Raw genomic sequence first — 15,256 nt, 5'->3', positions numbered from 1 at the left:
CCCGGTATCGTAAATACCGGGTTAGATTAACTAAACATAACCCAACTCAATTGCCAACTGTTCCATATTGCTATGGTTAGAAGTTGGGATTCAATAATGTTTCACCAGCAGGTATTGGAAACAACTCCGAAATGGTAGTGAAAGCCACCGGTGGTGGCGCTATACCATCAGGAAAATAATAGTCTTGTGGATTGGCCTTGACCCGCTCACCGAATGCGGTCATAACCGCTTGTGCTGTACCTGTGCGAACCAAATCAAGCCATCTTTTATTTTCAAAAGCCAATTCTACCCTTCTTTCATCCATGATAGCCTGTCTTAACGCAGTTTGATCTAAACCTGCCAAAGGAGCTAGACCAACGCGTTCCCGCACCTGATTCAAAAAGGTAATGGCTTCACTGGATTGTCCAGCTTCATTCAATGCTTCCGCGTAGAACAATAGAGCTTCGGAGTATCTATAAATAGGGAAATTCACACCGGTTAGTCCTGGTGTAGAATGTGGCTGCCAAAACTTATTGATGTATGGATAAAATACCCCATCTACATTTACACTATCAATGGATACGGATTTTCGTGGGTCACCATCCTCATAGCTATCAATAATGTCAGGAGTTGGAATATTGAATCCCTGTTCATTAATTGCTTGGGAATTTGGCACTCCACTTATTGCAGCTACTTGTTCTGCAGTTAACGGCATGGGTATCTGATTGTATGGAAAGAAACTAGCAAAGCCCTCTGTTCCTTCCAAAAATTGGACTTCAAAAATAGACTCACTACTATTTTTGTTTGCCAATTCAAATACACTGGCATAATCGGGAAGAAGTGCGTATTCCCCAGAATTGATCAACTCACCCAAAACCGTTGACGCAGCCGACCAATTTTCTCGAACTACGTAAACATTTCCAAGCAGCATTCGTGCAGACCCGCGAGTGGCTCTACCAGCTTCTTGGGATGACTTAGGTGGCAACAACGAAATTGCCTCACTAACGTCGTTCACAATTTGCGCATAAACTTCATCTGCAGATGATAATGGTAATGCAGCATTTTCCCTACTGGTAACTGGCACTGTATGTAAAGGCACGGCGCCATAGAATTGCACCAAATCGAAGTAACTTAGTCCTCTTAAAAACAATGCTTGACCTTTTATGTTCGATTGAAGGGCTTGATCTTCAAATTCAATATCATCTATCAAATCTAAAATTTGATTGGCCCTCGCAATGATCAAATAGTTCGTTACGTACTTAGCTCCAATGGTAGCATTGGCGTTATTTGGATAATGGTCGGCCAAACCTTCGCCGTCTTGCACAGCTCTATAGTTGGGGTTAAACTTATAATACGTGTTGTCCGATGTAAGTTCACCCATACCCCATGCAGAACCAGGAGCGTTGCCTCCTGCCTGTTGAAGGTCGCGCAAAGGAGCATATGTAGCATTTATAGCTTGTTCGAAATCTGCTTGAGATTCAAAGAAAATAGCTTTACTTAATGAGTCTTCTGGAGGAATATCAAGGAAATCCTCACTACACCCAAAAAGAAATAGGGCTATAATCAGCTGTAGAAAATATGTTGTTTTTTTCATGATTTCTTTTTTAAAATGATAGGTTAAAGCCTAAGGTAAAAGTTCTTGGTAATGGGTATGCGGCCCAGTCATATCCCAAAGCCAGAGCGTTCAACTGGCCTGCACCTGTTTGAGTAGTGCTGACATCTGGATTGACGCCACGATACCCAGTAAACATAAATGCATTTTGTACCGATCCATATAGCCTTGCTCTTTTAAGGAAAAAGTCTTCCTTAAGCGGGAAATTATATCCCACAGTAATATTACGTACAGCAAGGTAGCTACCATCCTCTATAAAGCGAGTGGAGAACCAGTCACGCTCCATGAATGTTGCCGCAGTTGTTTTACCATATCTACCACTACCTGGGTTTTCTGGAGACCTCCATCGGTCTTGCACATCGCGCAACACATTAAATACACCATCAAGGTTGGTAGTTCCCTGATCGGAGGTAACCGCAATATCGTTACCAATAGACCCTTGCATTACAATGGTTGCATCCCAATTCTTGTATTTAAAGTCATTGGTGAAACCAAAGATATAGTCAGGAAATGGGTTTCCGATTACAGTACGGTCATCCTCGTTTCCTCCAAAGGTAATTACTCCATCGCCATTGACGTCTGCAAACTTAATGGTACCCACTTGGGATTCTGCAGCCACTGGAGAACTGTCGAATTCGGCTTGGTTATCATAAACTCCGTCCCAAATCAAGCCCCAAAATTGACCCAATGGTTCGCCTGGTCGGGTAATACTCTGGTAGTTTCCTGCACCGGAGAAAATCCTGTCAACCCCTTCAGCAAGGGAAACGACCCTATTACGATTGAACGCAATATTGAAATTTGATGTCCAGGTAAAGTCTTCACTCGCAAAGTTTCTAGTGATCAACGCAACCTCGTGACCCCAAAACTCAATTTCACCAACATTATCATTGAAGTTTGTGAATCCGGATTCTTGTGGGATATCCACATTGAACAATAAATCAGTGGTATTCTTTTTGTAGTAATCGTAGATGAATTCCACTCTACCGTCAAACAATCTCAAATCCAATCCAATATCGAACTGGTTGGTACGCTCCCACCCCAAATTGTTGTTTCCAAGGGTAGTAACCGCAGCACCACTCACAATAGAGTTTCCAAAAACAGCGTTCAGCGAATTATCTACAAGTGCAAACTGTGTGAAGTTACCAATATTGTTGTTACCGATTACACCGTAACTAGCCCTTACTTTTCCGAAACTGAGCCAATCTACGCCCTGCATAAAGTCTTCGTCACTGAACACCCAACCAGCAGAAGCTGATGGGAAATTACCCCAACGATTCTCCGACCCAAAACGGGATGAACCATCTCGTCTTAAAGCAAGGGTAAACAAATATTTGCCCTTGTAATCATAATTGAATCTGGAGAAATAAGAAGTTAAACTCCACTCATTGATGTTATTGAATGATGCTCCTCGCTCAATATTGAGTGCTGACTGAATAGTTTGCACACGGTCATCCGGGAAGTTTGACAATCGAAGTTGAGACGTTTCACCATCAAACTTTTGATAAGCAGCTCCTGCCAAAAGCTCTATGCTGTGGTCACCGAAAGTTTTGGTATAGGTTAACGTATTTTCATTCAACCAGCTAAGATATTCGTTCTGCCTCCTTGTGCTCGTAGCTATAACCGGCGGTAGCGCTGTAAATACATTCGATACCGTTGATGGGCTAAAGCTGAAGAAATTGGTTTGACCAAAATCACCATTGATCGTTGTTTTGAATTTGAGCCCATCTATGATTTCATAATCAAGGAAAAGGTTGGCCAAGATTCGTGTTTCCCTGGTTTCGTTGGTAATCTCATTGGCAGCATACACCCAGTTAGGCGTTGGAAAAGCACTGATGCCCGGTGTAAATGCGGTTGGTGGATACGATCCATCCTCATTCTGAAATGGAAATATAGGCCATGTCAACAAGGCATTGTTAATAAGACCACCTCCGGCAACACCGTCTACGTTACCACTATAAAAGGCACCGTCTGAGTTTGGAATATTATCGATGGTGTAGGTTGGTGCAACCGATAGTCCAAGATTTACTTTTTTTCCTAACTTAAAGGAAGAATTCGCACGCATGGAATAACGTTTGAAATCGGAGTTAATCATAACTCCTTCTTGATCAAAGTATCCAGCGACAATAGCATGGGATGAACGTTCGGTGCGTGACGACCAGGTTAGGTTTAAACTCTGGATAGCGGCAGTTCTGAACATTCCATCGTACCAATCAAAACCTTCTCCATATTGTTCTGGATTCTGAAATGGCTCTGGAACCGGAACGCCCAAATCTTCGGCAGATTCCTTTTTAAACTGGGCAAACTCCCTTGCATTCATCATGTCTGGACGCCCCTGCTGCGGAACAGTCTGAACCCCTCCAAAATAATTGACGGAAAGTTCTCCCCTTTCGGTTTTACCAGTTTTAGTGGTGATCAAAACAACCCCATTCGCAGCTCTTGACCCATATAGGGAGGTAGAAGCGGCATCTTTCAATACGGATATGCTTTCAATTTCATCCGGGTTAATGGTACTGATATCACCAACAATTGGAAATCCGTCCACAACGTATAACGGGTCACTACCCGCCAATATCGAGGCTTGACCCCTTACCCGAACTTGCACTCCTTCTCCTGGTCTACCTGTGGTCTGATTGATTTGAACACCCACAAGTCTACCTTGAAGTTTTTGCGTTATTTGGGGAACAGGCAAATCTGCCAACTCTTGTGTATTAAGTTGCTGTACAGCTCCCGTCACCTTTCTACTGCTCTGTGTACCGTATCCCACGATTACTACCTCATCAAGCTGTTGGCTGTCCACTGATAACGCAAGGTCAATTTGTGTCCTTCCATTGACAGGCACGTTCTGGGCCGCATAGCCCACGGAAGAAAAGATCAATACTCCATTTGAAGCCACCTCAATGGTATAATTACCATCAAAATCGGCACTTGTACCATTAGTGGTGCCCTGCTCCACTACAGTAACCCCCGGCAAAGGCTGGCCCGTTTCGGCGTCTGTAACAGTTCCCTCTACTGTAATTCTCTGCTGTGCATTGGCGGAAAAGCCACAGAAAATTGCCATAAAAAGAACCGCTAGCCATAATGTCTGTTTAGTCCTCATAGTTTGTTTTTAGTTAATTAATTGTGCAATAGACCTTTAGTTAGTTTGTTTTTTAGGTCAAAAATTGAATCATAAGCCTTGAATGACACCTGATTCACGACAATGTTAAGCTAATGTTAGGGCAAAACTATTCCGTTCTGTACTGTTCTGATACAGATAGGAAAGTTGGCAAAAAATGGAAGTAAATTAAAGGGAGTTCCGCTGGATAACGTGGAATGGGTTTTCCGTGTAGATGGTCTGGTTTTTAAGCACGATCTCCGCAGCCTTTTTACCAAGGTTTTCAAAATCGGTGGAGATGACCGTAATACCTTCGAGCAAGACCTCCTTTAAAGGCGTCTCGTTATAGGAAATGATTCCCACATCCTTGCCCAGCACAAATTTGGTCTGCTTTATTTTTTTGATCAACACCACTAGATCACTTTCTTTAAGGTTGATATATACCGTTTCCTTTTCGATTTCACTGGACTCTATCTCTTCGATGATTCCGAACTCATAGGCATATTGACCGCAAAATTTTATGAATCCTTTTTTAATCTCAATGGGATGATAGGTCTTTTTTCTTAGAAGCAACTTGATCTGTTTGTACTTACGAAGTTTTGGGTTTAACGTAACCAAGGCCGAATAAATATCCTTTTCAAAATCTTGATAAATACTGGACACAGTATTGGGCAGTCCGTCCAAACGTTTATCCAGAACGATTAATTTTTCCAATGGGATCTCTTTTTTGATAAAATTAAGTACATCGTCTCCTCCTTCTTCAAAATGGCTGATTACAACATAATGGGTATAGGTATAGGACCGTTTTTTGGAATCCAGGATCAATTCCTTAAAATGCCGGTAATTGTTTTCATATATAAAGAAATCTATGGTCGCATTGTCACCAAGTGTCCTCGCAAATGCATCATAAATAATTTTTTTATGGGGACTCAATTTATTGAACAATAGAAACACCTTGGCTTTAAGGGCAAGCTCATCCCTTTTTACATAATATCCCTTGCCGGGAACGGATTCAATAATCTTGTTTTTTTTAAGGTGGTCGTAAGCCCTTACCACGGTATCCCGAGAAATATCAAATTCGATCAGCAGTTCGTTCACCGACGGCAACCTATCATCCAATTTTATCTTGCCATTTTCAATAGCTGCCAAAATGGAATCTACAATCTGTTTGTACTTTGGTACTTTTGATTCCTCTTTTATGTCAATCAATCCCATCATTTTAGTAACTTTTAAGAAGTGTTTACTTAACAGTGCAGAACACTTAAAAGAAAATGGGTAACTACATTTACCCACAACAATAATAAAAAAAATAACCTGATGGGGATTAAGACTTTTAAACACGTGGATTATCTATGGGACGAAAAAAAGGCTTTGGAGCTTGGAAACGACCAAGTGGCCCTGTTCCTGTACCGATCAAATATTTTGGGCTCCGATCTTAGGATTACCAACTATGGAGGTGGGAATACGAGCTGCAAGACCATAGAAAAGGACCCTTTGACCAACGAAGAGGTCGAAGTGATGTGGATTAAAGGATCTGGAGGTGATATTGGTACCCTGACCCGATCGGGAATCGCAGGACTTTATACGGAGCGCTTGAGAAACTTAAAGAAAGTTTACAAGGGTCTCCATGATGAGGATAGGATGGTGGGACTATTTAACCATTGCATCTATGACTTGGACAGCCGTGCCCCATCTATCGACACCCCTCTGCATGGCCTGTTGCCCTTTAAGCACATTGATCACTTACACCCTGATGCTTTGATTGCCGTTGCCGCCGCAAAGGACAGTGAAAAAGTGACCAAGGAAATTTGGGGAGACACCATGGGCTGGGTGCCTTGGCAACGACCAGGCTTCGACCTTGGACTTCAATTGGAAAAATGCTTGAACGATAACCCCGGAATACGAGGTATCGTATTGGGGAGCCATGGTCTGTTCACTTGGGGAGACACTTCATATGAATGCTACATCAACAGTCTGGAAGTCATAGAAATGGCTTCTGAATATATTGAGAAAAAAATCAAGCAACAAGGCAGCGTCTTCGGTGGACAAAAAGTAGCATCCTTGCCAGCAAATGAACGAAAGGAAAAAGCTGCACAGTTAATGCCATTGTTACGCGGTCTCTGTTCTTCAGAAAACCGTATGATCGGGCATTTCACCGATGCGGATGTGGTCATGGAATACATCAACAGCAACGATCTGGAAAGATTGGCGCCTATGGGAACCTCATGTCCCGACCACTTTTTGCGCACTAAAATACAACCCTTGGTACTTAAACTGGACCCCGAGGAAGATTTATCCAACGTGGATGACATTCTCAAAAAGCTGGAGCCGGCCTTTGAACAGTACCGAAAAGAATATGCAGCTTACTACGAAAGTTGCAAGCATGACAATAGTCCGGCTATGCGAGACCCCAACCCTGTCATCATTATCTATCCGGGAATTGGGATGTTCAGCTTTGCCAAAAACAAGCAGACCACCCGTGTGGCGAGTGAATTCTATATCAATGCCATCAACGTAATGCGCGGTGCAGAAGCCATTTCGGCTTATACCTCTTTACCAAGGCAAGAGGCCTTTGATATTGAGTATTGGTTATTGGAAGAGGCGAAATTGCAACGGATGCCCAAAGAAAAGCCTTTGTCCAGAAAAGTGGCCTTGGTCACTGGTGCTGGAGGCGGAATCGGTAAGGCCATTGCCGATAAACTTGCCGAACAAGGGGCCAATGTGGTTTTGACGGATATCGCCGAAGACCGATTAAAAGAGGCCGTGGAAACCTACCCAAGGGATGTAGCAAGCTATGCGGTGTGTGATGTAACCAGCTCAGTATCCATTGAAGATGCTTATAAGTCCGCTTGTTTGGAATTCGGGGGCGTGGACCTGGTCGTACATAGTGCAGGTTTGGCCATTTCAAAACCCTTGGCAGAGACCACCGAGCAAGACTGGGACTTACTTCAAAACGTACTGGTAAAAGGACAGTTCGAGCTCTTTAAACAAGGAGTGGAAATTATGAACAAGCAAGATTTGGGCGGAGATATCATCAGCATCGCCAGCAAAAATGGTTTGGTGTCCGGACCCAACAACGTGGGCTACGGAACCGCTAAAGCGGCACAGCAACACATGGTCCGTTTATTGGCAGCAGAATTGGGCGGTAAAGGGATACGTGTGAATACGGTAAATCCCGATGGCGTTATCGTAGGAAGCAAAATCTGGGAAGGTGAATGGGCCGAAGGCCGTGCCAAGGCCTATGGCATTGAAGTGGAAGACCTGCCGGCCCACTATGCCAAACGAAACCTGCTCAATGAAATTATATATCCAGAAGATATAGCCAACGGTGTATTCGCTTTTGTAGGGCTATTGGATAAAAGTACTGGAAACATTATCAATGTAGATGGTGGCATGGCCAACGCATTTACAAGATAGATAAGTTTTTGGTTTAGTTAATTTAAGAATGACCGTAGGTTATACCATAGCCTACGGTTTTAAAAAAATCAACTCATGGTTTTAGATAAGGAACACATTACATCACACAACCAAAATAACTTTGACAAACATGATCAAAGTTTTGATTTTTTGGCCAATACCCTAGCCAAAAAAGGTTTTGATGTTGAACATATCCTAAAGAAAATAAGCGATTTTCAAGTAGCCATTCCCAGTTGGGCCTTGGGTGCAGGAGGAACACGTTTTGGTCGTTTCTCATACCATGGTGAACCGGGCACTTTGGAGCAAAAAATTGAGGACGTTGGACTCATTCATACGCTTACCAGATCAGCAGGCGCCATTTCCCTGCACATCCCTTGGGACGTGCCAGAAGATACCGAAAAGATAAAGACATTGACCAAATCGTTGGGGCTCACTTTTGATGCCATGAACTCCAATACCTTTCAAGACCAACCCGACCAAAAGCATTCCTATAAGTTCGGGTCTCTCTGCAGTACGGACGATAATGCGAGGCAACAGGCCATACAACACAATATCGATGTCATCCGACTGGGCGAAAAATTAGGGTCCAAAAGTTTGACCGTATGGCTGGCCGATGGTTCCAGTTTTCCCGGACAGAACAACTTCCAGACCGTACTCAAAAATACGCAGGACAGTTTGCAGCAAATCTACAGAACCTTACCTGAGGATTGGAAGCTCTTTATTGAATACAAACCGTACGAGCCTAATTTCTATAGCACGGTAATCCAAGATTGGGGCACTTCCTTTATGTTGGCCAATGAATGTGGTCCAAAAGCCTATACCTTGGTCGATCTGGGTCACCATTTGCCCAATACCAATATTGAACAGATAGTCGCCACTTTAATGATGAAGGGCAAGTTGGGAGGATTTCATTTTAACGACAGCAAATATGGGGACGATGACCTTACCGTAGGGAGCATCAAACCGTATTCCCTATTTTTGATATTCAACGAATTGGTGTACGGCATGGAAAACAATCCACAGAATCCCTACCCTGCTTGGATGATCGATACCAGCCACAATCTAAAAGATCCTTTGGAAGATTTGATGCAGTCATTGGAGGCCATACGCTCGTCCTACGCAAAAGCATTATTGGTAGACCAAAAGGCCCTTCGTGATGCACAACAGAACCATGATGTGACTTTGTGCCAGGAAATTTTACAGGAAGCCTATCTTACGGATATACGCCCACTATTGGAGCGAGCCAGAATATCCAACGGTGGAGCGCTAAACCCATTGGACACTTACAGGCATTTGGAAGTCCGTAAAAAATTGGTGGACGAAAGAGGCAAACATACCATGGCAACAGGCCTATAATCCGAAGCAAATGGCACAAGAAGTAATTGCGGTTTTTGACATTGGTAAAACCAATAAAAAGTTTTTCCTTTTTGATATGGACTTTAGGGAAGTCCATCGCGATTACACCTATTTGGAAACCATTGAAGATGAGGATGGACACCCTACCGAGAACCTGAAAGCACTTGAGAGTTGGGTACAACGTACTTTTCAAGACATACTCAAAGCAAAGGATTACAAAATAAAGGCGGTCAATTTTTCATCCTATGGCGCAAGCTTTGTTAATTTGGATGATATGGGAAAGGTGGTTACACCTCTCTACAATTATACAAAGCCTATCAATGCAACCATCATTGACAAGTTCTATGCGCAGTATGGACCCGAGATACAGTTTTGTAGGGAAACAGGCACAACCCGGGAGGGTATGCTCAACTCGGGCATCCAATTGTATTGGTTAAAACACGAAAAACCGGACGTATTTTCAAAAATCAAACATTCGCTTCATTTACCACAATATCTAAGCTATTTGTTTACGGGAATTCCGGTCAGTGAATATACCAGTATCGGTTGCCATACTGCGCTTTGGAACTATGAAAAGCAGGATTATCACGACTGGGTCTATCAAGAGGAAATCCATAAGATATTGCCATCGATAGTGGATACGGGTACCAGTATCAACTCCAAACTCTTTGGTCACCAAATCAAGATAGGTGTGGGCATCCACGACAGTTCAGCTGCCCTGTTGCCCTATATACGCAGTATTGACAAAAAATTCCTGCTGCTTTCCACAGGAACCTGGAGCATTGCACTCAATCCATTTTCAAAACAACTCCTTACGGACGAGGATACGGATTCCAATTGTATCAACTACATGCGTATCAATGGAGCTCCCATAAAAGCGGCACGCTTGTTTCTGGGGAATGAATACAACGAACAGATCAAGAAACTGGCAGTTCTTTTCGGAGTTTCGGAAGATCATCACAAGACCATGAACTTTGATGCCGACATCTATCGCAAGCTAAAGGACGGTTTTACACATAAATTCAAATGGATAAGTCTGGATGTGGCACCTTCAAACATTCCAACGCCTGTACAATTCAATTCCTATGAAGAAGCATATCACCAATTAATGATGGAATTTGTTGAATTACAGATAGATAGTATAAAACGTGCCATTGGAAAGGACCATATCAAACAGTTGTACATTGACGGTGGTTTTGCCAATAATCAAATTTTTGTGGAACTATTGGCCCGCGGTCTGGAAGACATGAAGATCAAAACAACCGACGCATCGTTAGGTTCGGCCTTGGGGGCTGCCATTGCCATTTCCAATATCCAATTGGACCAAAAGTTCTTAAAAGAAAATTACGCTTTAAAAAAACACAGACCCTTAATTACCAATTGATATGGCCCAAAGTTTCGATACCCGATATCCTTCCGTTGACGATCTGAGGGAAAAAGCCAAAAAAAGAATCCCACGCTTTGCCTTCGAATACTTGGACGGTGGCTGCAACGAGGATGTGAACATCCACAGAAATACCTCGGAAATACGGGACATTACCCTAAAGCCTACCTACATCAAGGACTTTAAAGGTGCCTCTATAAAGACCACGCTTTTCGGGGAAGAATACGATGCCCCCTTTGGTGTCGCTCCCGTGGGTCTACAAGGTTTGATGTGGCCCAATTCCCCTGAAATACTGGCCAAAGCGGCCCACAAACACAATGTGCCCTTTATCCTAAGCACCGTGACGACCATGGATATTGAACGGGCCAGCGAACTTACCGAAGGTAAGGCTTGGTTCCAATTGTACAATCCAGCGGAGGACGCGGTCAGAAATGATATTTTGGATAGGGCAGCAGCTGCGGGATGCCCTGTTTTGGTGCTGCTTTGCGACGTACCCACCTTTGGTTACCGACCCCGCGATTTTAAAAACGGATTGGCCCTGCCCCCGAAGATGACAATGGCCAATATACTTCAAGTATTGGGCAAGCCAACTTGGGCCATGCAAACACTTAAATATGGCATACCCACATTTGAGACCTTGCGGCCCTACACCCCTGAAGGACTCAATCTAAAGCAATTGGGCAAGTTTATGGACAAAACCTTCTCTGGAAGGCTAAATGAGGAACGCATCAAGCCCATTCGGGACAAATGGAAAGGAAAGTTGGTGTTGAAAGGTGTGGCCTCAGAGGAAGATACCGAACAGGCCATTCGGTTGGGATTTGACGGTATTATTGTTTCCAACCATGGCGGACGACAATTGGATGCGGGGGAATCTACCATTGCCCCACTGACACGTATTGCCGCGAAATACAAGGACCAGATTACCATAATGATGGACAGTGGCATGCGCTCCGGTCCGGATATGGCACGAGCACTGGCCAGAGGGGCCGAATTTACATTCATGGGACGCTCCTTTATGTACGGAGCCGCAGCCTTGGGCAAAAAGGGAGGCGACCATACCATGACCATATTAAAAGTGCAATTACAGCAGATCATGGATCAATTGTGTTGTGAGGATATTGGTGACCTACATAAGCACCTGATCTAACCAGCATTCACCTAAGAAATAACGATACAAACCAAACCGCATGAGCCAATACAATATTGATGAAGAAATCGAGGAAATCGCAGGTGGCGAATTCGAAAGGGAACCAGTGCCACAATCAAAACTTAAAAGCTGGAAAAGCTTTTTGGGGATGTATGCCGGTGAGCATGCAGCCGGTACCGAGTTTGTAATCGGGCCACTCTTTTTGACCACAGGGGTCAGCGCTTTTGATTTAATTATCGGACTTCTTTTGGGAAACCTACTGGCCGTGCTCAGTTGGCGTTTCCTTACCGCAGAAATAGCCGTTAAATATCGGCTCACGCTCTACTATCAATTGGAAAAGATCGTGGGCAAAAATTTAGTGACGGTTTACAATCTGGCCAATGGCATCCTTTTCTGTTTTCTGGCGGGAGCTATGATTACGGTCTCGGCCACCGCCGTTGGTATTCCTTTTGATATGGAAATGCCCAAGTTGACCGATACCATGCCCAACGGAATTACCTGGATCATCATCGTTTTGGCCATTGGGGCCGTAATCTCCATTATTGCGGCCAAGGGTTATGAAACCGTTTCCAAGGCGGCCAACTATATGTCCCCCATCATAGTGCTGGCGTTTTTGGCGAGCGGCATTGTGGCTTTGCGCGATCTTGATGTGAACAGTTTCTCTGATTTCTGGAATATTTGGGGAGAAGGCAGTGAACCTTTTCCAGGGCAAATCAAATATACCTTCTGGCATGTTGCCATTTGGTCTTGGTTCGCGAATGCGGCCATGCACGTGGGCATGTCCGACCTCTCCGTGTTCCGGTTTGCCAAAAAGGCAAGTTCTGGATGGACCACTGCGGCAGGGATGTATGTAGGCCATTATATGGCATGGATCGCTGCGGCACTACTTTATGCTGTTTACTTGGAATCACCAGAAGCACAAGCTGCATTGGCCGGTGGAAACGCTCCAAATGTAGCTCCCGGTCCCCTAGCCTACAATGCACTGGGAATCTTTGGTGCCATTGCCGTGGTGCTGGCAGGGTGGACAACGGCCAACCCTACCATTTATAGGGCAGGTTTGGCATTTCAAGCGATCATCCCTAAAACCTCTACTTTTTGGGTTACCATCATCGCGGGCAGCGTAGCGACCTTAGCTGGACTCTTTCCTGCATTTGCGATGAAATTATTGGACTTCGTGGCACTCTATGGCTTTATTTTGGCACCTATGGGAGCTATCATCGTGTTCGAACACTTTTATGGGAAGAAAGCGAATATCATACTGGATTATGCGGAAAAAATGAACATGAAATTCAATCGTGCGGTGTTTTGGGCATGGGCCATCAGCTTTGGACTTTGCTATGGTATTTCTGTTTACTTTGATGTCTTTTTATCCTTTATGACCTTGCCCGCATGGTTACTTTGTGGTGTACTGTTTTTGTTGATTTCAAAGAAGAGTAAATAACTGGAATTCAAACACCGTTTTTCAATTTTCTAAGGATTTTTGCTGGCACTCCTGCAACCACAGTATTGGATGGGACATCTTTATTGACCAAAGCACCTGCTGCCACGACTGAATTTTCTCCTATGGTCACCCCAGGTAAAATTGTGGCGCTGGCACCAATCCATACATTTTTTTGGATATGTACTTTACTGGGCAGCATCGTTTTTCTTGTTTCAATAGCCGTGGGGTGATTTTCCGAAGTTATACTTACTCTTGGACCAATCATGACGTTGTCTTCAATAATGATACCCCCAAGGTCCAAAAAGCTACAAGCATGGTTGATGAACACGTTTTTCCCCAAAGAAATATTCTTCCCATAATTGGTATAAAAGGGAGTAAAAACAGTAGTACTTTCATCAATGGGCGAACCAATGATTTCGCTCAACGTCTGTCTAATTTCATGCACGTTTTTCGATGAATTCAATTTGGTGGAAAGTGCTATGGTCTTGTTCACCTCAACCCCAATTTCACCGTAATCCGGGTGGTTCATTGGAATTTCTTCGCCCGATGTTAATCTTTCAAATATATTCATGACTTACATTCAATATTCTGATGGGTTAGTTTCCTTAAGGTATAAAGAACTTTTAAATTACCTGAAATGATTCCGCTTGATGTTTAAAAGTTCAAAAACTGTATACCAAGGACAGATTCCAAGTGAAATCATCCTCTGGTGAAATTTCCGTATCCAAAGCCTTGTTCAATATGGCAGCAATCGAAAGTGGAAAATCCTTCTTATGCAGAGATAAGAAACCCGCCAAATAATACCCTTGTAGGTTATCCGTAGCCAAAAAATAGGCCTGTGGATTAATATCAAAATAATATTGCTCCGTTATATAAAGATTCTTAAAAAAGGTATTCAGCACAAAGAAATTTGTCTGCTTTACGCCTTCATCAAAACCTCTTCCGTGAAGATAATAGAAACCAACATCGATATTATCCGAAATCTTATAGGTTGGAACCACTTCTGCCGCCAAATATCTTCTGGATTCCAAGATTTCCTCCGACTGTCCATTTCGCATAATGGAAATGGTCCTAAAATTCAATGCGGGGTGTGCACCTACCCTAAGGGAAAACCTTTCCTTGGAAATGGCCTTATAACGCCACCAGAAAATAAAAGTCCAGGGTTTTCCCTCCAAAGCAAACCGCATGTCAGGTTCAAAACTCAATCTTCCTTTGGTAAATTTTAGGTCAAATATTAGTGCAGGATCTCCCAAAGAAAATGATGGGATAAGGGAAATTCCATTTTGGGTAACACTTGCTGTCCCTCTAAAATCATCCAAGAAGCGTTCTTTTTCGTCCTGTGCAAATGAAAGTCCATGGACAAACAAACACAAAAATACAAGCAGGTAATTGGTAAATCCAACGTGGCAAAACTTAGGGAGAAAAGATGGTGGTATGCGCAAGCTCAGTCGGTCAAAAATTAATGCTAGCATGTTTAGTTGATTAACAACCTCAAAAATACTAGGTATCCGTATTTTCAATCATACCCCTATTACGGAAAGACATACCATTTTTACAGGAAAAGTACCTGGATTTACAATTTATCCAGTCTCCTTTCTGTTTTTACCGACCCAAAGGGTCTGGCAGTCTCCAATTGTTTCCAAAGGATATAGGAGGCAGTAATGCAGCTCACTTATGGGTGTAAGGATGCTTTTAACTCTTAGGTGAGATGAAAAAAAAGCCCCCATGTTTGGGAGCTTTTTTTTAGTGATCGCGGAAGGATTCGAACCTTCGACCGTCTGCTTAGAAGCCGCTTTAATACCAAATCTTCCAAAAACCAAAATCAC

Annotated in this window: 10 protein-coding genes; 5 read left to right on the top strand and 5 right to left on the bottom strand. The window is 43.4% G+C overall.

Annotated elements, in window-relative coordinates; translation table 11 throughout:
• Positions 1 to 76 precede the first annotated feature (76 nt).
• From ABNE31_RS09070 to ABNE31_RS09060, 3 genes are all read right to left on the bottom strand, one after another.
• Positions 77 to 1,573, bottom strand: a complete 1,497-nt coding sequence (locus ABNE31_RS09070; RefSeq protein WP_306014303.1) for a RagB/SusD family nutrient uptake outer membrane protein — start codon at positions 1,571 to 1,573, stop codon at positions 77 to 79.
• A gap of 10 nt (positions 1,574 to 1,583) precedes the next feature.
• Positions 1,584 to 4,688 carry a TonB-dependent receptor gene (locus tag ABNE31_RS09065; protein ID WP_349350973.1) on the bottom strand — a complete coding sequence of 1,035 codons (3,105 nt, stop codon included), beginning with the start codon at positions 4,686 to 4,688 and terminating at the stop codon, positions 1,584 to 1,586.
• Between the two features lie 186 nt (positions 4,689 to 4,874).
• Positions 4,875 to 5,903 carry a GntR family transcriptional regulator gene (locus tag ABNE31_RS09060; RefSeq protein ID WP_306014300.1) on the bottom strand — a complete coding sequence of 343 codons (1,029 nt, stop codon included), beginning with the start codon at positions 5,901 to 5,903 and terminating at the stop codon, positions 4,875 to 4,877.
• Positions 5,904 to 6,002: 99 nt separating this feature from the next.
• Between ABNE31_RS09060 and ABNE31_RS09055 the strand changes: the two genes are divergently transcribed.
• From ABNE31_RS09055 to ABNE31_RS09035, 5 genes are all read left to right on the top strand, one after another.
• Positions 6,003 to 8,102 (top strand): bifunctional aldolase/short-chain dehydrogenase, encoded by a 2,100-nt coding sequence (locus ABNE31_RS09055; RefSeq protein ID WP_349350972.1) that lies wholly within the window; start codon positions 6,003 to 6,005, stop codon positions 8,100 to 8,102.
• A 75-nt stretch (positions 8,103 to 8,177) separates the two neighbouring features.
• Positions 8,178 to 9,458, top strand: coding sequence for a TIM barrel protein (locus ABNE31_RS09050; RefSeq protein ID WP_349350971.1), 1,281 nt, complete (start codon positions 8,178 to 8,180; stop codon positions 9,456 to 9,458).
• A gap of 10 nt (positions 9,459 to 9,468) precedes the next feature.
• A complete protein-coding gene (locus tag ABNE31_RS09045; protein WP_349350970.1) occupies positions 9,469 to 10,842 on the top strand; it encodes an FGGY family carbohydrate kinase in 1,374 nt (457 codons plus the stop codon).
• A 1-nt stretch (position 10,843) separates the two neighbouring features.
• Entirely contained in the window at positions 10,844 to 11,989 is a 1,146-nt protein-coding gene (locus tag ABNE31_RS09040) for an alpha-hydroxy acid oxidase (RefSeq protein ID WP_349350969.1), read from the top strand.
• A gap of 40 nt (positions 11,990 to 12,029) precedes the next feature.
• Positions 12,030 to 13,430 carry a hypothetical protein gene (locus tag ABNE31_RS09035; RefSeq protein WP_349350968.1) on the top strand — a complete coding sequence of 467 codons (1,401 nt, stop codon included), beginning with the start codon at positions 12,030 to 12,032 and terminating at the stop codon, positions 13,428 to 13,430.
• Between the two features lie 7 nt (positions 13,431 to 13,437).
• On the opposite strand, the gene ABNE31_RS09030 is transcribed toward ABNE31_RS09035, so the two are convergent.
• Both ABNE31_RS09030 and ABNE31_RS09025 read right to left on the bottom strand, forming a co-directional pair.
• Positions 13,438 to 14,001, bottom strand: coding sequence for a sugar O-acetyltransferase (locus ABNE31_RS09030; protein WP_349350967.1), 564 nt, complete (start codon positions 13,999 to 14,001; stop codon positions 13,438 to 13,440).
• A 91-nt stretch (positions 14,002 to 14,092) separates the two neighbouring features.
• Positions 14,093 to 14,902 (bottom strand): hypothetical protein, encoded by an 810-nt coding sequence (locus ABNE31_RS09025; RefSeq protein WP_349350966.1) that lies wholly within the window; start codon positions 14,900 to 14,902, stop codon positions 14,093 to 14,095.
• Positions 14,903 to 15,256: the final 354 nt, after the last annotated feature.

Origin of the sequence: Flagellimonas sp. MMG031 (genome assembly GCF_040112705.1) — a bacterium.
Taxonomy (GTDB): Bacteria; Bacteroidota; Bacteroidia; order Flavobacteriales; family Flavobacteriaceae; genus Flagellimonas.
This window is presented reverse-complemented; position numbering and strand designations above follow the sequence as displayed.

Coding starts and splice junctions, on each gene's coding strand:
- ABNE31_RS09070 (WP_306014303.1), bottom strand. CDS start 1,573: ATGAAAAAAACAACATATTTTCTACAGCTGATTATAGCCCTATTTCTT.
- ABNE31_RS09065 (WP_349350973.1), bottom strand. CDS start 4,688: ATGAGGACTAAACAGACATTATGGCTAGCGGTTCTTTTTATGGCAATT.
- ABNE31_RS09060 (WP_306014300.1), bottom strand. CDS start 5,903: ATGATGGGATTGATTGACATAAAAGAGGAATCAAAAGTACCAAAGTAC.
- ABNE31_RS09055 (WP_349350972.1), top strand. CDS start 6,003: ATGGGGATTAAGACTTTTAAACACGTGGATTATCTATGGGACGAAAAA.
- ABNE31_RS09050 (WP_349350971.1), top strand. CDS start 8,178: ATGGTTTTAGATAAGGAACACATTACATCACACAACCAAAATAACTTT.
- ABNE31_RS09045 (WP_349350970.1), top strand. CDS start 9,469: ATGGCACAAGAAGTAATTGCGGTTTTTGACATTGGTAAAACCAATAAA.
- ABNE31_RS09040 (WP_349350969.1), top strand. CDS start 10,844: ATGGCCCAAAGTTTCGATACCCGATATCCTTCCGTTGACGATCTGAGG.
- ABNE31_RS09035 (WP_349350968.1), top strand. CDS start 12,030: ATGAGCCAATACAATATTGATGAAGAAATCGAGGAAATCGCAGGTGGC.
- ABNE31_RS09030 (WP_349350967.1), bottom strand. CDS start 14,001: ATGAATATATTTGAAAGATTAACATCGGGCGAAGAAATTCCAATGAAC.
- ABNE31_RS09025 (WP_349350966.1), bottom strand. CDS start 14,902: ATGCTAGCATTAATTTTTGACCGACTGAGCTTGCGCATACCACCATCT.